This window comes from Parafrankia sp. EAN1pec, assembly GCF_000018005.1.
GTDB lineage: Bacteria > Actinomycetota > Actinomycetes > Frankiales > Frankiaceae > Parafrankia > Parafrankia soli.
The window spans coordinates 1,734,908-1,753,174 of the sequence record NC_009921.1; the positions used below are offsets into that span (position 1 = coordinate 1,734,908).

Here is an 18,267-nt window from a genome sequence, read left to right on the forward strand (position 1 = left end):
ACCGCCGACGGCAACGCCGGACAACCGCGCGGCGCGCAGGTGGGCGACGCTCAGCGTTTTCGCCCGTTCCCGGCTCGGAGATTCGCGCAGCCCGGATCGCATTGACCGGACCGGACTGACCGGACCACGTTGGAAGTACATCCGCCGGAGACACCGAGGGCGGCGAAGCGGGGGAGGGGCCGATGCCCACGGTGACAGCCAACGGAATCGAGATCTACTACGAACGGCGTGGCACCGGCCCGGCACTGCTCTACCTGAACGGTTCCGGCACCACGCTGGCGACGACAGGACGGCTACTCGCCCCGTTCGCCGCGCACTTCGACCTGCTCGCCCATGACCAGCGCGGCCTCGGCATGACCGCGGTACCACCCGGCCCCTACTCGATGGCCGACTACGCGGCGGACGCCGCCAGCCTGCTCGACCAGGTCGGCTGGGAGCGGTGCCGGGTGGTCGGCATCAGCTTCGGCGGGATGGTCGCCCAGGAACTGGCCGTAACCTGGCCGGAGCGGATCGAGCGGCTGGCGCTGCTGTGCACCTCGGCCGGTGGCGACGGTGGATCGTCGTACCCCCTTGACGAGCTCGACAGGCTCGCCCCCACCGAACGGGCGGCGCTGGCACCGCGGCTGCTTGACTCGCGTTTCACCCCCGAATGGCTGGCTTCGCATCCCGCCGACCGGATGACGGCGGACGGCATGGCCGGGCGTGCCTCAACGCCGCGCACCGACGAACAGCGACGCGGGGAGACCGCGCAGCTTGAGGCCCGCCGACACCACGATGTGTTCGACCGGCTCGGCGCGATCACCTGCCCGACCCTGGTCGCCTGCGGCCGCTACGACGGAATCGCGCCCGCCGCGAACAGCGAGGCGATCGCCAGCCGGATCCCCACCGCCACGCTGCGCGCCTACGAAGGCGGCCACACCTTCTTCGCTCAGGACGTCCAGGCGTTCCCCGACGTCATCTCGTTCCTGGCCGGCCCGAACCCCTGACCAGCCGGGCTGCCGGCGGCGCGCACCGCTGGAGACGGTCCTGACCGGCGAATGCGTCCGTTCGGTGACGACACGGGCGCATCGCCCCCAGGACGGCTTCGGGTGGCCGCCGGCGAAGCCCTACCCGATGGGAACTACGGGTCGGCCGTGGGGAGGCCTGCCGCGTGTGATCTGCCGGAGATCGCCGGATGCGCTCGCGCTGCCGCGGCCCGATCACCCGGATATGCTTGCCTGGGATGCGCCCCAGTCCAGGTCGGGTGGCGCGCAGCTCCGGGGCGGTAGCTCAGCCGGTCAGAGCAGCGGACTCATAATCCGTCGGTCGTGGGTTCGAGCCCCACCCGCCCTACCAAAACCGCAGGTAGATGGCCGGTTCGGAGCTTACCGGCTGTGCTCTGAAGATCGCAAACCCCACGGTAACCCCACGCTTTGCGAAGCTTTCGATGATGATCGACAATCTTCGAGATCACTCTTAGTCCGCTGCTGGTGGACCCGCCACGGCCGCTTCGCACGGGGACCGTGGCGGGCGTGCCACAGCGCGGGCGCGGGTGCGCTGACCCCAGAGCCGCCGCCACACCCGGCCGTCGCCCAGTCCTTCAACCGTCGACCAGCACATCACCCTTGACAAGCCGGCCATAGCTGTGGATGGCAGCCGCCGCTGGATGTCGTTGCGCAGCACCTACAAGATCTCGTCCAGAGAGACCCGCCCATGAGTGGTAACCGCCCTGTAGCGGACCCGTCGCTGCCGCCCTGCTGATTCCCCATTATCCCGAGGTCTTCCCATCAACCCAGCCCGGCATATCCAGCCTTTTTGTCTTTCCGGAACGGGCTGTACGCTTCGATGGATTCGGTGCTTTGACCTCTTCTTCTGTTTCGACCCGGCAGGAGTTGCCGCGATTAGGCACCCTATCGGCGAACGTGTCGCCTGCCACGGTGAACCGTTTCAGCTGAAATGCAGTGAATGGCATACTGCTTTTCTTCGGATTCCTGCCTGGAACTCGGGGGTACCGGGTTTATTGCCGGTGCGGGCCGACCACGGCGTGACCCCTGCCGCGCCAAAGATTGCCGTCACAAGAAATTCAATTTGGGCATCTGTCGGAACGCGGAGCGACGGCGCGTCGGCGGTCCGGCTACCCGGACATGCTCGGCTCCGGTGGCCGACGGCCTGCCTTGCGGCGAGGATCGGATGAGCAGCAAATCCCTCTCCCGACCGGATTTATCGGTGCAGACACCGTTCCACGGTAACTCCGCTGGATCCAAGGAGGCGAAGATTCAACTCAGACAAACACTGGCGAGTTGGCGCACTGGACTTTGTAGGCTTCTTGTAGAGACGAAGCGCCGCCTTAGAGAACTGGACCTGCGCGAGTCGCTAGGGTTCGTTCTCGCGGTTCTTGGTATCGCGGTAGCGATCATTCAGATGACGAACATGAAAATCGCTATCGAGGTCGGCCTCGTAGCTCTAGAAGTTGTCCTGATCTCGATAGCATTTCTGGTCATTCCCCCACGAACAAGGACGAACCAGAGTCGGGGGCAGCGACTCACAAAGGTGGAGGCAGGAACACTCGCAGCAGTACTAGTCATAGCGGTTCTGGCGCCGATAGGAGCCGTAAACAGGTTCTCAGAGCGTCAGTCGCGATTGATTGTTCACCGATATACTCCGGTTGACCCTGTGTCGGGGGAGTTGCGAGCGGGACTGCAGGCAGAGTCTATGAGCGGCGAGTGCTGGACCCTATCCCTCGTCTCGAACAGCGCCGACGCCTTCCGCTGCATGTCAGGTCATTTTATATACGATCCGTGCTTCACGGCTTCCTGGGCAGAAGCGGTCTGCATTGCGGACCCATGGTCGACCGAGGTGGTGAGACTGAGTTTGACCAAGGATCCGCCTTTCACCGAGGATGACCGTTTTAATAATAACGACGTCCCGCGGTGGGCGCTCATTCTAGAATCCGGAGACCTGTGTACCCGCGTTTCCGGTATGAGAGGTGCCGTCGACGGGCAGCCCGTTTCTTATAGCTGTGTAAGTGGTACGCCGGTGATCGGGTTCGACGCCGAGCAAGAGAAAGTCAATCTCCGATCTGCATCGGGTTCGATTTCTAATGAACGGGTCCTAGTTGCGTGGATATAGCGGGTCTAGTGCCGCCCCCGGGCGGGGGTGGCACTAGACCCTAGCTCGACCCCTGATCGCCAGCGATATCGGCCGACCAATTCTTGTGAAACTACCGGTAAAGCCCTCACGACCGCTCTGAGTCTCGCTCCTCTACCTGTCACCGGATGATCGTGAGTCCCACGCGTACCCGGAGCGGAACTCGGAGCACCAGGACGTAAGAGCGGTATCACCCGTCGCTGGGGCCGGATTCATTCGATGAACGGTTCTCAGTGATCCACGCGCGGACGTCGTCCTCGTCCCAGAACCGGCCGGCCGGGGTCCGCTGCGCAGGCTCCGGGAAGCCTGCCTTCCGCGTGATCTGGTCCGCGCGTCGGCGCGACAGGTGCCCGTCCGGCGACGACGGGCGCAGTAGCTCCTGCACCTCGGAGATGGTGATCAGCCGGCCCACCACTACGAACCTAGGGACTACCACCCTAGGACTACCGATGGTGGAAGAGTGCGTGTAGCGTGCCCAGTAGCCCAAAACAGGTCGGGCCGCCCCTGGTGAGTCAGCACCGGGGGCGGCCCTCGGTATCGACCCTGTAGGAGGTCAACACCGTGCCCGACATGTTGCCAGCTCCCGCGCGCACCGCTCGTGCTGAGAGCGTCCCCAACACCACACTCACGGTCCGAGAGGAAGGGACAGGCCCCTACCGCTACGTCACGGTGACGGTCCCGGACGGCGTCCACCCGGCGACGCTCGCGGCCGCACTGCGCACGCTCCCCATCGCGTGCACCCTGGCGTCGATGGTTGACGGTGAACTGTCCTTCAAGGTCGTCGGCCACGACGACGGTTCCGGCTTGGACGCCGGTGTGGCGGCTTTCGACGTCCTGAACGGCGAGTAGTCCGTGAGCGCGACGACGGGCGCTCGCGTGGTCGTTCTCGAGAGCGATGAACCCGGGCCGGTCCACCTGATGTTCGTCGAGGCCGACGGGCGGCCCTCACCGTTACGCCACCGGCCGTCCGCAGCGCTCGCCGTGCGGTACGTCGAAGCGGCCACCTCGATCGTGGACCCGAACGTTGCCGCGCGGCGGACGTGGCTCGTCAGCCCGTGCGACTGCGGATCGACAGGAGGAAGCTCCTGACCGTGTGGAGGCGGCCGTCGGCCGCCTGACCTTCTGTCACCGGAAGATCCGAACTCGATTACCGAAAAGCGGACGACCCCCGGCACCTGATCAGGTGCCGGGGGTCGTGTCATTCAGGGCCTTCCGTTGCTATTCGCTCCTTTGTCTTTCCAGCCAGTCAGCTACTTCCTGCGCGTCGAAGCGGAGATGCCGTCCGACCTTGTATGCGGGAGGCCCCTCCCCGGTACTTCGCCATTTGTAGATCGTATTGACCGGCACGCCGAGATATCGGGCCAGGTCATTTGCCGTCCAGAGACGTGCGTTGTTCTTCTCGGAACTGCCGGTGGTCATCGCCGAGCCTGAGACTCTCGTCGGCATTCTGGCTCCCTTGGGAAGATCGATATCTTGATGGACCTGCACGGCCTCATCGCCGCGTACTGCTACGTTGGGTGACGATCGAATCTCGTGGCCTAGCGGCGGGCGGGGGAGGGAGCGGGAGCCCCGTTCTGACCGGTTCCGCGGCTCTCATCGGAGCCCTGCTAGGCTGCTAGTGCGCTGTCCGTGAACGTCTGCCGGGCGAGGTGTGGCGATCTCGGTTTGCGGTGATGCGCAGGTATCTGCTCCTGCTCGTGGGAGGGGTCTGCGATGGCGAAGCCGGTGCATGTCCGTCGGTTGACCGACGAGGAGGGACAAGTCCTGCTGCGGATCGTGCGGCGGGGTCGGCACGACGCGGTGAGGATCCGCCGGGCGATGATGATCCTGGCGTCGGCGTCGGGGAACACCAACGAGGCGATCGCCGCGCTGGTCGCCGCTGATCCCGACACCGTCCGGGACGTCATCCACGCGTTCAACGACCGGGGGTTGGGCTGCCTGGACCCGCGGTGGGCGGGCGGCCGTCCGCGGCGGATCACCGCGGAGGGCGAGGCCCGCATCGTCGAGGTCGCCCGCACAAGGCCGAGGGCGTTGGGGCTGCCGTTCACCCGCTGGAGCCTGCGCAAGCTGTCCGACTATCTGCGCCACCCGCCGGCCGGGGTACCCCCGGTCATCATCGGCCGCCAGCGACTGGGCGAGCTGCCGCACCAGCACCGGATCTCCTTCCAACGCACCCGCACCTGGAAGGAGACCTCCGACCCGGACGCGGAGACCAAGCTGGCCCGGATCGAGGAGGTGACCCGCCGTTTCCCTGACCGGTGCTTTCGCCTTCGACCAGTGCGGACCGCTGTCGATCCGCCCCTGCCACGGGCTGTGCTGGGCCAAGGCCGGCCACCCTGACCGGCTGGCGGCCACCTACCACCGCACCCACGGCATCCGTTACTTCCACGGCTGCTACTCGGTCGGTGACGACACCCTGTGGGGCGTCGTGCGTGAGCGCAAGGGAGCCGACCACACCCTGGCCGCACTGCGCAGCATCCGCGCCACCCGCCCGGACAGCGCCCCGATCTACGTGATCCTGGACAACTGGTCCGGGAACAAGACGGCCGCGATCCGCGCCTGGGCCCGCCGGCACAAGGCCGAGCTGTGCCTGACCCCGACCCAGGCGTCCTGGGCCAACCCGATCGAGGCCCACTTCGGCCCGCTGCGCGGCTTCGCCCTCGGTAACAGCGATCCACCCAACCACCCGGCGCTCGCCCGCGACCTGCACGCCTACCTGCGCTGGCGCAACACCCACCGCCGCGACCCAGCAGTGCTGGAAGCCCAGCGCCGCGAACGCGCCCGTATCCGCTCCGAGCGCCAGCACCGCTGGGGCCACACCCGAAACGCCGCCTGATCAACAAGAACCGACCCGCATTCACGGACAACGCACTAGATACCAGCTCAGGGGCGGTTTCTGCCGCTAGAGCTGCTGCTAGACCTAGCAGGTGGGGATGCTAGACCTAGCAGCACATGCCGTCAGCTGCCGGCCCCACTTCTGCTACGTTCTGTGATAGCTGTGACAATCTGCTGTCGCTCGATCCCGCGCCGGTTGGCGCCTTTCCCGCCGGCTGTCGTGCCCCATACCTGGCTAGGGGCAATCCCATAGGGCTTGAGAGCGACGGTAAGTTGCTCGGCGCCCCACCCGGTGTACGCATCTGGGCGTAGCTCGGCGAGTCGAGCGACGATGGTCTCCGACCAGACTTTGGCTTCGCTGGCAGGGATTACTGCCAATACGTCGTCCAGAATGGTCGATATCCTGTCGACGGGTACGGGCGCCGTTTCCCCTGCCGCGATCCCGGCGAGCGTGCCGGCCTGGATGCGTACGGCCCGCGCCCGGTCGGCTATCTTCTCGGCTGTCGGCGTGTCGATGTAGGCCGACCGGACGATGAGTGGATCGTCCGACGCGCCGACGAGGTAGCCGATTCCCCTGTCGGTGGGCCGGAGCGTGGTGGCCCGGATGCCGTTCTTGTACATCGACGTTCCGAGGATCATGTCGTTCTCGACCTGGCCCATGACCCGCAGGCAGAACCGTACCGAGACGCTGGACGACACGCCGGTCGGGAGGCTGTTGGCGTCGGGGCGTTGTGTGGCCAGAACGAGGACGACGCCGAGTGCCCGTCCGAGCTTGATCACGTCAGTGGCCAGCGTGCCGGCCTCTTCCCCGTAGACGGGGTGGGTGAACAGGTTCTGGCACTCGTCGATGACCGCGACGAGCAGGTGCAGGCCGAGGGAGCGGCGGTTGGCCAGCGCGCGGGTGACCTTGCCATCCGGACACAGGTCCTTCGGGAGGGTCTTCAACGCGGTGGCGCGGCGGACGACCTCGGCACGCAGGTCCCGGAGCGCGACCAGGGCGGCTTCGATGCTGGGATCGTCGATGCCGGTGACGTAGCGGTGCGCGAACTTCTCGGCGGCGTCCAGGTCGCCGGTGCCCTTGAGGTTGAACACCCACACTTCGCAGGTGGGGTCCAGGGCGCAGCCGAGCAACAGCACCCGCACCGCCGAGGTCTTGCCCGCCCCCGGGAGGGAGCCGACGAGGACGTTGTTCTCCGGGAGCAGGACCGTGACCGGCCGGCCGCGAGCGTCGGACCCGAACGGAAGCGGGGCGAACACGTCGGCGGTGCCGCGCCGCGCCAACGGCCACTCCGCCGCGGTGGCCTTGGACATGTCCTCGTCGCCCACCCACAGCACGAGCCGACCCGCGTGGGCATCGTGCACGGCTTCGGGCCATACGCACCCGATGGGACGGCGCAGACCGGACGCGAGACGTTCTCGGCGGTCGAGGATGTCGGACACGGTCACGCCATAGGGAAGGTCGACGTCCGCGCGCCATCCGGGCCCGTCGCGGGTGATCGGCGCAGGGAAGGTGATCCCGCCACCTTCCCGCCGGGCCTTGTTGATCTCCGCGATGCCGAGCGACTCCAGTGCACGAACCACGATGTCGGCGGTCAGCCGGCTGACCTTGGTCGGGGTGACGGCGGGCCCGACGAGCGGCCGGTCCGCCGGCGCGCCGAGCATTCCCAAGACGCCGACCAGGGCCGCGAGGATGGCCAGGTGGACGGCCGGGGGAGTGGTTGTCCACGCGAGTGCGAACGCCGCCACGGCGGGCAGTCCTGCCGCGATGGCCGCGATGGTGCGGACGCGGACGCGCGCGTCACGCAGCTTCGCCAACTTCAGGTACTCACCCGTCTCCTCCCGACGGATCGCGGTTGCACGGGCCGGTCGGGTCTCGGCGTCGGTCAGCCACCCGACGGCACCGGTCGCGACGCGGCCGAGGCCACGGGGAGCACGCCAGACCAGACGAGCGATGTAGACCGGTAGCCGGACCGCGTGGAACAGGACCGTGTGGAGGCAGTAGCCAGCCAGCCACCGGGCGGCCGATCGCAGCGTCGCCCACGATCGCAGCCACGTCGGCAGGACCGGTCGCCGTGCGCCGGACCGGGCGAGCGCCCATGGACTCGGCGGCGGTTCGGGCGGGTTGACCGGAACGCCGGTCACGACCACGTCCTCGGCGTCGGGCCGGCCGTCCCGCGGCGCGGCCTTCACGAGGTCGAACACGATCTGTGCCGGGGTGGCGGGTGGACGGTCGCGGGCCCCGTAGGGGAGGAGTGCGCCTGCCTCGGGGCTGATGTCGGGCACCCACCCGCCGGAGCCGTGCGGCGTACCGGCGGGATCGGACGGTGTTGGGGTCGGATTCTCGGACATACTTGTGGTTCCTCCGTGAGAGCGGGGGCCCGGGGCGCGGTGTCTGTCTTGGCGGTCAGGACCGCGCCCCGGGGCGGATTCAACGGGTGGGTGTCGCGCTTTCCTTACGCCGTCGCATTTCCTCCAGGCGTCGCAGGTCGGCGGCCTCGCGGTTTTCTTCCGCGAGTCGAATCAGCAGGATCACCAGTAGGCTTGCGTTCGAGAGGACGAGCGCTGCGAGAATTGTTGCGAGAACGAATAGAGGCATTCGATTCCTTCCTATACTCCGATGGTCGACACGATCCCGACGACTTCGCCGATGATGTCGCCGATCGTTGGGGCGAGTCTTGATGAGGCCAGATAGAAGCCGAGCACGATGCACAGCAGCGCCGACGAGATGGAAATTCGGTACGAGCGGACGAGAATCACGACCGCGAAGAGCAGAAGAACGACGATCGAGATGCTAACCATGGTGAACGTTAAACCCTTTCTTCGGGGAAATGAACAGATAGTTGCGGCGTCACACGCTGTCGGGACTGAAGTCGTAGCCGGCGTCGACGTCTCCGTCGAGGTCCTCGTCGGACTCGTCGGGAATGGGCGCGAAACCAGCCGCCACCGCCCACGCGTTGTACAGGCCGTGCCACGCCCTCCGCGTCTTCGTGTGGTACTTTTCCAACTCGGAGAAGACGAGGTTCAGCACCTCACGGAGGGCCTCGTCGGCGTGGTCCATCCATAGCACATGCAGGACAGATGACGCGGTGTAGCCGTCCTCGTGATCGGAGTACGCCCGGTCGGCACGGTTCTCCAGATCGGCCAGCATAAGGGCCCCGAAAAACTCGGGGTTACCGGTCTCGGTGGTCCACACGTTGCGTGAGTCGGACATCTTTTTATCTCCTTGTGTGGCAAGTGAAGTAACGGGTGTGCTGGGATTTTGGGTCGGATTCATGGCAGGGATCGCGACGCGGCGAATCTCAGATGCTGAGAGCCCCGGATCGGCGGGAAGTCCCGGTGAGGTTCGTCGGTGACGGGCTGCCTTACTGCGGTACCTGGCCGTTCTCCGTTATTCCCGGAGACGGTGGACGCTCCACACGACAACGATCACCATGATTCCGACGACCATGAACGGAAAAATCTCGGGAAGAGCCTTGGTGAAGACCCATTGAAGGCCGGTCAAGAAGAGGAAGAGCGCACCGGTCCCAAGAGTCCATCGGGCGACGGTCCCGAAGGGCGATCGATAGTAGTAGCGACGCATGTTCACCTCCCACAGGTGGATCCATTGGCGGCCGCCGGTCGGCGTTCCGTCGCTCCCGGTCCGCTTTCCACTGGCTGCCGTTCGACGTTTCCAATGATGTGCCCGCCGGCTGTCGACATTCATGGATGAGAGCGCCGGGTTCCGGATGGATATTGGCCAGAAACGAAAGGAAAACTGCGCACGGAAGGCCGGCATCGCACGGCAGAAGTGCGGGAGAACTGCTGGCAGAGTGCTGGACGACTGCTGTTCGTGCAGCTCAGCGCAGGTGCGTCCCAAGGTGATCTGTCGACATCAGATCGGCGTTGACCGCCCCAAGCAGACACCGACGGTCGCAAACGTAGGCAAACATGGCGATCAAGCCGGAAACCTGGCACACTCTTGGGTTGTCCCGGACAGAACAGGTCCCCCGGCAAGGTCCGGGACACCCGCCACAGAGAGGAGGCGAACCGACGGGGGACGCCGAGGGGTCACACAGGCCCCTGTCGCTACACGATGATCACATCGCCCGTTGACTTCGAGGCTCTCCGCGCCGAGCTACGCGCCACCGTGCGCCACGGCGCACGGGCCCGGTCGCTGCTCGACCGCATGGCTCTCGTCGACCTGCTCAATCCAGCGAAACTGAGGGAGGCACGCCCCGACGCGCAACGGGCACTCGAAGCCGCACGGCTGGTGGCTGACACCGTCGACGGGCTCGACCCGCCGATCGACCGGATTATGTCGATCATGTTGTGCCTGGCACCGGGCACCGCGGGCATGACCCTCTCGACCCGGCGCCGTCACGCGGCCGACCTGCTCAACATCCAGCCGGTCACGTTCCGATCCGAACAGCGCTACGAACAGGCGTTCGTCACCGAACTCGCTCTTGCGCTCTACGGACAACTGACCGGCTGCGCCTGACACACGACGAGGGCCGCTCCCCGACATCTCGGGGAGCGGCCCTCGTTCGCTATCCCGCGGTCGAACGGGAGTATTCAGGACGCGGGCTCATGGGCCCGGTGGCATGGGCTTAGGTTGCGCCACTGGATGGTGGCATAGATCCGATGCCATCTCGAAGGAGCATTTGCTCAAACTCTTCGACGTCGTCAACGTCGGGCCGGTAGGTGGCCATCCGGCGTTGTGCCCGAGTGAACCAGGAAGTCAGGGCTTCGATATCCCCTTGGCTAATGCGTCCTCTGGCCAAGCCGTGGGCGGTGATGATGTCGAACTCCTGTCGGAGCAACTCCGGCTTGGGACGTTGGGGGTTCACCCAGTCGTCCACCGGCACGGGGCGAACGCGGGCCGGTGCGTCGTTCCATGCCAGGTTCAACGTCAGGTCGACTGTGAAGCCCTCGGGTAGGTCGGTCGGCCACAGAGAGCGGATCGCGGCTCGCTGCCCTGACCAGGGGGTAGCACCGACCTTGGGTAGCATCTCGGGGAAGATACGACCCGCCAAAGGCGCCATAAATCCGTACAGCCACATCTGCGGATAGAGGGGCCGCCAGTAGAGGTCAGCTATGGTCGCGTCGACGATTCCCGTCATGATCGGCCGAAGGAGCGTCGCAGCGATCGGCTCAGGACCAAAATATCGAAAGTCGCCATCCACGGTCGCCACGACCGTGCCAGTAGCTTCCGAGAGCGCAGCTTTGACCGCGTTGCCCTTGCCCTTCTCGGCTTCGATCACGCGTGCGCCAGCCGCACGGGCGAGCGTCGCCGTATCGTCGGTGCAGGCGCTAGCCGCAACGAGGACTTCGCCGTCCGTACCGAGTATTCCGATCGCTCGGCGAGCCTCACTGACGACCTCGGTGATGGTCTCGGCTTCGTTGTGGGCGGGAATGCAGATGCTGACCGGCCCGGTCCGGTCGGCCAGGGAGCGGTGCCCGACGAGCGGCAGGCCGAGGGCCGGGTCGATGAAGGGCTCGTCAGCCAAGGAACGCCCCTTGCCACAGTGGGTTGCGGTCCCGATGCGGTCCGATGATGAGTTCCTCGTGTGGGTCGAGCGGGATCAACCGCGGGTCGGACCACGCGGCTTGGACATCGGCCGGTGGTGTCGGTTCGGTCCAGAGCCCATCTTCGACCGCCGGGGCGGTGCGTGTGCCCGCCCGGCCGAGGATGAGCAGCCGGGCCGTGTACTCGCAGCCGTCAGGAAGCGATCCACCGGCGCTCCCCTCGGCGCCGATGGCGGCAAGGTGGCGGCGGACTCGGCCGATCCAAGCCGCGTGGTCGGCCTGAGCGGCGGCGTACCTGTCCGGTGTGCCGCCGAGGTCGCTGGGCGGGTCGTAGAGCAGGACGCGCCGGAAGCGGAAGCCGGTCCGTTCCCTGAGCGCACGGCGGAACAGGACGAGGTCGAGGTCGTCCCGGAGCCGTTGGTGGTCCGGGTCGGTGAGCCACGCCGTCGCGACCTGCACCGTCCACACAGTTGCGGCACTCTCGACCGTGGGCAAGCTCCGGCGCCACAGGTCCGGGACGGGGGCAGGACCGGCGCTCACCGGAGCACCGCTTCGACGATGTCCAACAGTTCCTGTCGCTGCGCCGGTCGGTCGCCGAGTCGGCCGGCGGTGCGGGGTGACCAGGTGAGCATGATCGGCTCCGCAGGCCCGTCGGTGGTCAACGAGAAGCGGGCAAGCTGCAAGGTGCCAGCAACGAGCGGCTCAGGCAGGCGTTCGACGAACTCGCGGGCATCGTCCGGCCGGTGCATCTGGAGGCAGCACAGTGCCGCGAGCGTCGTCGCGGCCGGCCGGGCGTCCGGCCCGTGTAGGTCGAGGGCGCCAGGGTGCCCGGCAGCGGTGATCGCGGCGTTGACGGTGCGCCATAACGAGCGCCGGGTCGGGAACTGAGACACCGCGGTCGAGAGCCAGTCCAACGCGCTGTCCAGGTCGGGTAGACAGTCGTACGTGGCGAACATCGTGATCTGCGAGCGTAGGTAGCGGCGGTCGGTGGAAAAGGTCGGATCCTGCTCGAAGCCGGCCGGTGGGGTGAAGCGGGAGTTGCGCAGGCCAGCGATGACGGTCGCGCACAGTTCCAGTGCGATGGTTTGCAGCCCTCCGCATACTGCGACGACCTCGGCGGCGCGGCCGTCCTCGGTGCGGTGCGGCCGGGAGCCATCGGCACCGATACGCCCTTCGATCTCGGTGAAGATGCAGTCGTCGTTCCAGTAGTTGCCGTAGAACTTCTCGCCGGTGATCACTTCGGCGAGCACGTACAGACCACTGCCGACCCAAGACCCGCCGAACTCGCACATGGACCACAGCCACACCAGCACCGCGGCCGGGTCGCTTAACCCGTACGGCCACGGGTCCTCCGCCTGTCGATAGAAGCCGGGCGGGTCTGGGTCGACGAACTGAACGATCCGTAGCCGGCCCTTGGCGACCGATGAGATCACCTGTCGTGCGCTGACGTCATCCGGCCGTTCCTGGAGCCGCTCATGTGCGGCTTGCTGAAGCCATCCGATTACCCGGCAGACCTGCCCCAGGGTGACCGCCGCTTCGACCTCACTGACGTGATCTCCCGATGCCGCTCCGGCACCGGTCAACTCGGTGAGCCGATAGCTGGAGTGCAACGCCCCGTCGATGAGATGGGGGAGCGCGACGCGTGCCGCATCGCCGGTCAGGTCGTGGTAGAGCACTGCGCGTCCGACCCGCTCGATCAGGTACGTGAGCAGGGCAAGCCGCCACCGGGCGACCTCGGCGTGCTCATCGTCGCGGGCCTGCCGGGCCACCTCTGTCATTCGCTGGCCGAGGGCCGCGACATCCGCGCTGTCGATGGCCGTCTCCACAGCGCCCAAGTACCCGGCAAGCGCATGTGCTCGATCGACCCGGACGGGCCGGCCGGACCGCGCCGCGCGCCTGAGATCCTCGGAGGCTAACCGGGCGAGGAAGAGTTGCCGGCCCTCACCCGCGAGCACTCGCAGAAGCGCCTGTAGCGAATCGATACCCAGAACGAGCTGCGCGATCACGAGTCCGAGCCCGAGGTCAGCCAGGAACCCACCCTGACCTGTGATGTCCGCCGCCGCAGGAAGCAGAACGGAGAACGTGCCCGCCGTCAGCCAGAGGATCAGGCCGGTCTCTTCCACCAAGTCGAGGAACGACGGCCAGACAGTCTCTGGGTCAGCACTGACCGCAAAGACGATGGTCTGCGCAGTCAGCAACGCCGTGAACAGGCCCAACCCGAGCTGCCATAAGACACCGGCCTTCGCCGCTGACACCGATGCTCCGGCTGCCCACAGCCCAACCGCCCCGGCTGCGGCGACTACGACCACCGAGGATCGGAGTGCCAGCTTGCGACTCGTCGACACCATTCCCCCGTCGCCAGCTCGGCTCTGCTGCCACGGTCAAGTGTTCCACGAGTGGTCCTCTCGCGTAGCCTCCAAGGTCACTGGCAGACCGGATGCCGAACTGAGACGCGCGGGCAGGCTTGCTTGACTGTCGGTGATTTTCCCGGAGCGATTCGAGATCTGTTCGGCTCTCGGGGCGGCAGCCACCGACGCAGCGGATGTCTGACGGTGTAAACGGAAGAGCGCGTCGACCCCTCTTAAAGCGGAAAAACACCTACGTGTTACGTCGCTATGCGACGTCATTCCTCTGCTCGAAATGTGCTCTTTCGGCGAGTAGTGGACGAGGTGCCTAGGATGCCACCGAGGCGCAGTTTCAACTCGTCGATTGATGTATTTACAATCAAGCGTTCATCGCGGAGTGTGAGGGCTCCTTGGCTGGCGCCTGCTACGTTGCGAACCGCAGTGGTGAGCTCTTCGATCCGAAGGTTGGAGAATTCTTCAGTCCGTGACACTTCTGCCGCAATATGATGAATGTTTCGCTGTGTGCCAGGTAGGCGACTATCTAGTGATTTCAACGCATCCACGATTGCACGATAAAGTTCTCTAGAGCCTTCCTGTGGAGTCGCGAGAAGTTTCTCTATGGCGGCAGTGACGTCGACCGGCGTAAACGCCGTTAGGACAATATCTAGGACATTGCGAGCATTGAGATGCAAATGGTCTGCGGCCGCAACAACACGCGCGAGCTGTTCCACCGTCCAGCATGAAACACGTTGTTGGACGGCACTCTTGGCCGCCGCTGCATCGTCTCCCTTGGAGCTTCCTGGATATGACGGTGCGACGAGCAGGCATCCTTGAGCCTGATGATCCTCTACATGTCGTCCAAGGCCGGAGAAGTCAATGGCACTCAAGGACGGCACTGACCCGGAGGCCTTAGCCTCTAGCGTGATCTTAATTTCGCCAGACGTGTACTCTAGGAACCGTGCAACGCCATCAGGCTCATTTGCTCCTGAGATGTGCTTCGCGACGAATCCGAGCGCGCGCGCGGCCAAGACAAGATTAATCTCTAGCTCTCGTTCATCGGAGGCGGATTCCCTCAGCTCCCCGGCGATTCCCGCGAAAGAGTAGGTGCGATCCTTGGTCAGCGCTCGAAATAGCTGATCCCGGCGCTCCAAGATCTCACCAATTATCTCCGCCCTCATACCTTGTTCGCGAAGATAGACTTCTAGCAGCGCCTCCGCTGTAACAATGTCCTCTAGCAATGGTTCAGCCGCGCTGTCGGCGTGCGCGCGAACAAGAGGGTGGTCGGCATTTATTTCAAAAAGGGCGCCAACGGGGTCGAACTTCACAAGCCGCCCGGTGGAGCCGGCTTTAATAGTCTGATATGAATACTTGCGTGCTACGCGAGAGGAATACGCGCTTTCGATAAGCCGCTTGATATCTGCATCCGCCGGTATCTTGAGATAGAACCATTCGTCATCCGCGTCGACTCCGGGCGATCGAAGAGGGTCTTCGAAAGGAAGCGTAAGCCCAGAGTCAGTAGTGCCAGTTTCGAACTGATCGCTCTGCGAGAGCACATCTGCGATCGGATCATCTAGATATCGTGGGTCGACTGGCTGTCGATCGTGCTCCGGCTTTTGCTTTTCAGGCTTCTCCTGCTCTGTCTGCCAAGCCTTATACCGGCTGCGTGCCTCGTAGTAAAGTTCCTCAAGGAGAGACCAAAGTGCCTCCATCTGTGGGCTAGACTCTACGCTCTCTCGGGGAGCTGTAAGCCATTCGTCCAAATCATCAACATCGACATCTGCGCGGAACCGGTTGAAGGTCTCATACGATAGAGGACGCATACCAAAAAGCGGATCTTCAAGATTGACCAGGCGGTCGAGAACTCGTATGAAGAATCCGTGACTGCGACCTAGGTCGCTACTTTTACCGGCGAAGATCGTCCTTCTTGTCACTATCACATTTCCCGATATTCCGCGAGGGAAGGAAGCGCATCTTACGCTCTCTCCGTCGACAATCCACTTCTCTCCCGTGGACTTCTCTAGCCCTTTAAGGCGATTATCGGGAAGTTCGCTAATTTTGAAAGATGCAACGCGTTCGTAGTCTTCTTTGGAGCTGACAATTTGATCGCCATTCAAATAGAGATTAAAGGTGCCGCGTAGGGGCATCGCGGTACTTAGAATCCAATTGAGGCGACCCAGCTTTAGCCCCTGTGCTTTCGGCTTAAGTTCTTCCAAAATTACAATCGTCCAAGATCTGGCCTCGATGAATTGCGATGGATCGACTCCGGCATCGATCATCGTATCGACCAAAAGCTTATTGTCGAGAATTGCACCTGGCCGAATCTTCGTTACGGCCAGATGCAAAGGGTCTCGTCCCCCGGTGGGATCTGATTCGAATCGAGAGAAGTCCAAGCTAGTCGTAAGGATCCCGCCGGCCTCTGTTTTTGTTACATAGGTGACTCTGTTTGCTATTGCATATGTCGCCAGCTTGCCGATGCCGAACTTGCCGATCTGCTTTCTTTTTCTAATTGTGGCAATTCTTTCGCTTCTCTTTGTACTGTGACCAACATGCCATAGATCTTTCAGGCCCTCGTGATCCATTCCGGCACCATTATCGATAATAAGCATGATATCGACTGATGCCGATCCTAGGGCGGGGATTGCTGCACTACAGCGCAGTGCGTCTGCATCGTAAGCGTTGACAACTAGTTCCTCTATTGCCTTTAGTGGGGACTGGTAGAGCTGCTCCGAGAGAAGCGCAACGAGCTCGTGGGAAAGCACAACCTCAAGCCCAGGCTCGCTACTACCTGCTTGCTCAAGCGCAAGTCCAACTGGCACTGCCACCGGTCGATCCCCCTCGTTCCACCTGTGACGCATCTGCAACTTCGACTAAAGAACTTACCGTATTTAGCGCGCCAAGTCCTGGGATCTGCTAGTTTGGTCAGGGTCATCCCGCAGCAAACAAGATCTTCTACCGGTCGCTTAGACGATGCGTCGGGGCGCTACCGGGGGTGCGCCTGCACCATGGCGCTGTGAGGGATGCTGGATCCGGCGTGGGAGGACATGTAACTTGGGGCTAATCGAAGAGCCGGATGATCTAGATATCTCTAGCGACAGTGAGCGTCTGCTGGTCCACAGCCTCTTCCGTTTTCCGGCCAAATTTCATCCGCCGGTGGCTCAAGCTCTTATCCGTAATTTCTCGGAGCCGGGAGACCTGGTTCTAGACCCCTTCTGCGGAAGTGGAACGCTTCTAGCTGAGGCGGCCCGGATGAGGCGGAGATCTATTGGTACTGACGTCGATCCTGTCGCAGTGTCGGTGAGTTCTGCCAAAACTGGGCTCCTAGTGGAAAGTGAACTACTCGAGGCTGCTTCAAGTTTGTTGGCCGCACTTGACGAGATTGCACCGCCGCAGGAGATATATGAATCACGGAAATTCGAAGATATCTCACAGGAATCCTTGAAAGAAAATCTTGATCGGGAATCCTTGTGGGTTCCCGATATTCCTAATCTGGATCATTGGTTTCGTCGGTATGTCACTCTTGACCTGGCCCGCATCTACAGGTGTGTAATAGATCTTCAGTGTAGTTCTGCGATCAAGAGCTATTTGCTGGTTGTATTTGCTTCCGTCATTCGCAACGCGTCAAACGCGGACCCGGTCCCGGTGTCTGGTCTTGAAGTCACAGCACATATGAAAAGGCTCGATGCGGCAGGAAGAGTTGTCAACCCATACTTTCTCTTTCGGAAAGCAATGGGAAAGGCTGTTGCGGCTTCGAAGGAGTATGGCGAGCAAGTCTCTCCGTACTTTGAGCCAAGGATCTGGGAAGCGGACGCTACTTCCTTAGACCTCGACTCCGAAATGTGTGATTTGGTAATTACTAGTCCGCCGTATCATAATGCTGTCGATTACTATCGGCGTCATCAGCTTGAGATGTTCTGGCTGAGGCATACCCGATCTCAGAAAGAAAGACTAGACCTACTTCCGAAATATATTGGCCGCCATCGAATACCTCGGAAGACCCCGATTCTCGCAACTGACGAGAAGTTGCCAGCACTTGCGGCACACTGGGAAAGCGAGATGGCGCAAGCGAGTATTCAGCGCGCAGTGGATTTTCGTCACTACGCACTCAGTATGCGAAACGTATTTAGGCGATTGTCGCAGGCGGTAAAGATCGGGGGAAAGGTTGTTCTGGTTGTAGGCCGAAGCAGTTGGAACGGCGACCGCATCCCGACCGATGATCTTTTTGTCGAACTTGCTTCCGAGAACTTCTCCTCGGTAAGACTAATGTCATACCCAGTGAAAAATAGGTACATGAGCTACGCTCGGAGGAATAGCGCTAGCATCGACCGTGAATATGTGCTGGTGTTGCAAAGAAAGATCTGAGAACGTGTAGAGCTTCCTCGACATCGCACAGGCCGGCTATGCCGCCGGATCTGGCCTGTAAGTCGTGATGCTGTACGCCAAGAATTAGGCCTAGATT

At 63.3% G+C, this 18,267-nt stretch carries 15 protein-coding genes, 1 tRNA gene and 1 pseudogene; 7 read left to right on the plus strand and 10 right to left on the minus strand.

From position 1 onward, the window contains the following. Nucleotides 1-182: 182 nt before the first annotated feature. The 3 genes from FRANEAN1_RS07050 (at nt 183) to FRANEAN1_RS40730 (ending at nt 3,108) form a co-directional block, all read left to right on the plus strand. The gene (locus tag FRANEAN1_RS07050) at nt 183-986 is read left to right on the plus strand and encodes an alpha/beta hydrolase (protein ID WP_020459057.1); all 804 of its coding nucleotides are present in this window, start codon (nt 183-185) and stop codon (nt 984-986) included. Between the two features lie 272 nt (nt 987-1,258). Next, nucleotides 1,259-1,335: transfer RNA gene (locus FRANEAN1_RS07055), tRNA-Ile, on the plus strand. A gap of 834 nt (nt 1,336-2,169) precedes the next feature. Continuing rightward, entirely contained in the window at nt 2,170-3,108 is a 939-nt protein-coding gene (locus FRANEAN1_RS40730; RefSeq protein ID WP_157472420.1) for a hypothetical protein, read from the plus strand. A gap of 208 nt (nt 3,109-3,316) precedes the next feature. Here the strand turns inward: FRANEAN1_RS40730 and FRANEAN1_RS07060 are convergent, their stop codons facing one another. Continuing rightward, nucleotides 3,317-3,538: a hypothetical protein gene (locus FRANEAN1_RS07060; protein WP_041255617.1), complete on the minus strand. Its 222-nt coding sequence runs from the start codon at nt 3,536-3,538 to the stop codon at nt 3,317-3,319. Nucleotides 3,539-3,696: 158 nt separating this feature from the next. Between FRANEAN1_RS07060 and FRANEAN1_RS07065 the strand changes: the two genes are divergently transcribed. Further along, on the plus strand, nt 3,697-3,975 hold the full coding sequence (locus FRANEAN1_RS07065; RefSeq protein WP_347177206.1) for a hypothetical protein: 279 nt from the start codon (nt 3,697-3,699) through the stop codon (nt 3,973-3,975). A gap of 369 nt (nt 3,976-4,344) precedes the next feature. Here FRANEAN1_RS07065 and FRANEAN1_RS38250 read toward each other — a convergent pair whose 3' ends face one another. Continuing rightward, nucleotides 4,345-4,614, minus strand: a complete 270-nt coding sequence (locus FRANEAN1_RS38250) for a helix-turn-helix domain-containing protein (protein ID WP_020459061.1) — start codon at nt 4,612-4,614, stop codon at nt 4,345-4,347. 225 nt (nt 4,615-4,839) lie between these two features. Between FRANEAN1_RS38250 and FRANEAN1_RS07080 the strand changes: the two are divergent. Further along, nucleotides 4,840-5,962: pseudogene (locus FRANEAN1_RS07080) on the plus strand (IS630 family transposase). Nucleotides 5,963-6,084: 122 nt separating this feature from the next. On the opposite strand, the gene FRANEAN1_RS07085 reads toward FRANEAN1_RS07080, so the two are convergent. The 4 genes from FRANEAN1_RS07085 to FRANEAN1_RS07095 form a co-directional block, all read right to left on the minus strand. Beyond that, the gene (locus FRANEAN1_RS07085) at nt 6,085-8,310 is read right to left on the minus strand and encodes a cell division protein FtsK (protein WP_020459062.1); all 2,226 of its coding nucleotides are present in this window, start codon (nt 8,308-8,310) and stop codon (nt 6,085-6,087) included. Between the two features lie 79 nt (nt 8,311-8,389). Next, nucleotides 8,390-8,557, minus strand: a complete 168-nt coding sequence (locus FRANEAN1_RS40735) for a hypothetical protein (protein WP_157472423.1) — start codon at nt 8,555-8,557, stop codon at nt 8,390-8,392. 11 nt (nt 8,558-8,568) lie between these two features. Beyond that, nucleotides 8,569-8,760 (minus strand): hypothetical protein, encoded by a 192-nt coding sequence (locus tag FRANEAN1_RS07090; protein WP_020459063.1) that lies wholly within the window; start codon nt 8,758-8,760, stop codon nt 8,569-8,571. Between the two features lie 49 nt (nt 8,761-8,809). Beyond that, nucleotides 8,810-9,172, minus strand: a complete 363-nt coding sequence (locus FRANEAN1_RS07095; protein WP_020459064.1) for a hypothetical protein — start codon at nt 9,170-9,172, stop codon at nt 8,810-8,812. An 861-nt stretch (nt 9,173-10,033) separates the two neighbouring features. On the opposite strand from FRANEAN1_RS07095, the gene FRANEAN1_RS07105 reads away from it, so the two are divergent. After that, complete coding sequence (locus tag FRANEAN1_RS07105; RefSeq protein ID WP_020459065.1) at nt 10,034-10,438, plus strand: hypothetical protein; 405 nt, start codon at nt 10,034-10,036, stop codon at nt 10,436-10,438. A gap of 109 nt (nt 10,439-10,547) precedes the next feature. On the opposite strand, the gene FRANEAN1_RS07110 is transcribed toward FRANEAN1_RS07105, so the two are convergent. The 4 genes from FRANEAN1_RS07110 to FRANEAN1_RS38255 form a co-directional block, all read right to left on the minus strand. Further along, nucleotides 10,548-11,447, minus strand: a complete 900-nt coding sequence (locus tag FRANEAN1_RS07110) for a glycosyltransferase (RefSeq protein ID WP_020459066.1) — start codon at nt 11,445-11,447, stop codon at nt 10,548-10,550. After that, on the minus strand, nt 11,440-12,006 hold the full coding sequence (locus tag FRANEAN1_RS07115; RefSeq protein WP_020459067.1) for a hypothetical protein: 567 nt from the start codon (nt 12,004-12,006) through the stop codon (nt 11,440-11,442). The genes FRANEAN1_RS07110 and FRANEAN1_RS07115 overlap by 8 nt, the downstream gene beginning before the upstream one ends. Next, nucleotides 12,003-13,721, minus strand: coding sequence for a hypothetical protein (locus FRANEAN1_RS07120; protein ID WP_020459068.1), 1,719 nt, complete (start codon nt 13,719-13,721; stop codon nt 12,003-12,005). The genes FRANEAN1_RS07115 and FRANEAN1_RS07120 overlap by 4 nt, the downstream gene beginning before the upstream one ends. A gap of 368 nt (nt 13,722-14,089) precedes the next feature. After that, the gene (locus FRANEAN1_RS38255; protein WP_198145471.1) at nt 14,090-16,633 is read right to left on the minus strand and encodes an ATP-binding protein; all 2,544 of its coding nucleotides are present in this window, start codon (nt 16,631-16,633) and stop codon (nt 14,090-14,092) included. A gap of 226 nt (nt 16,634-16,859) precedes the next feature. Here FRANEAN1_RS38255 and FRANEAN1_RS38260 point away from each other — a divergent pair, with 226 nt between their 5' ends. Next, nucleotides 16,860-18,170, plus strand: a complete 1,311-nt coding sequence (locus FRANEAN1_RS38260; protein WP_198145472.1) for a DNA methyltransferase — start codon at nt 16,860-16,862, stop codon at nt 18,168-18,170. Nucleotides 18,171-18,267 lie beyond the last annotated feature (97 nt).

What these genes read in the sequence shown, in the direction of transcription:
- FRANEAN1_RS07050 (WP_020459057.1), top strand. Translation starts at nt 183, where the DNA reads ATGCCCACGGTGACAGCCAACGGAATCGAGATCTACTACGAACGGCGT.
- FRANEAN1_RS07105 (WP_020459065.1), top strand. Translation starts at nt 10,034, where the DNA reads ATGATCACATCGCCCGTTGACTTCGAGGCTCTCCGCGCCGAGCTACGC.
- FRANEAN1_RS07085 (WP_020459062.1), bottom strand. Translation starts at nt 8,310, where the DNA reads ATGTCCGAGAATCCGACCCCAACACCGTCCGATCCCGCCGGTACGCCG.
- FRANEAN1_RS40735 (WP_157472423.1), bottom strand. Translation starts at nt 8,557, where the DNA reads ATGCCTCTATTCGTTCTCGCAACAATTCTCGCAGCGCTCGTCCTCTCG.
- FRANEAN1_RS07090 (WP_020459063.1), bottom strand. Translation starts at nt 8,760, where the DNA reads ATGGTTAGCATCTCGATCGTCGTTCTTCTGCTCTTCGCGGTCGTGATT.
- FRANEAN1_RS40730 (WP_157472420.1), top strand. Translation starts at nt 2,170, where the DNA reads ATGAGCAGCAAATCCCTCTCCCGACCGGATTTATCGGTGCAGACACCG.
- FRANEAN1_RS07095 (WP_020459064.1), bottom strand. Translation starts at nt 9,172, where the DNA reads ATGTCCGACTCACGCAACGTGTGGACCACCGAGACCGGTAACCCCGAG.
- FRANEAN1_RS07065 (WP_347177206.1), top strand. Translation starts at nt 3,697, where the DNA reads ATGTTGCCAGCTCCCGCGCGCACCGCTCGTGCTGAGAGCGTCCCCAAC.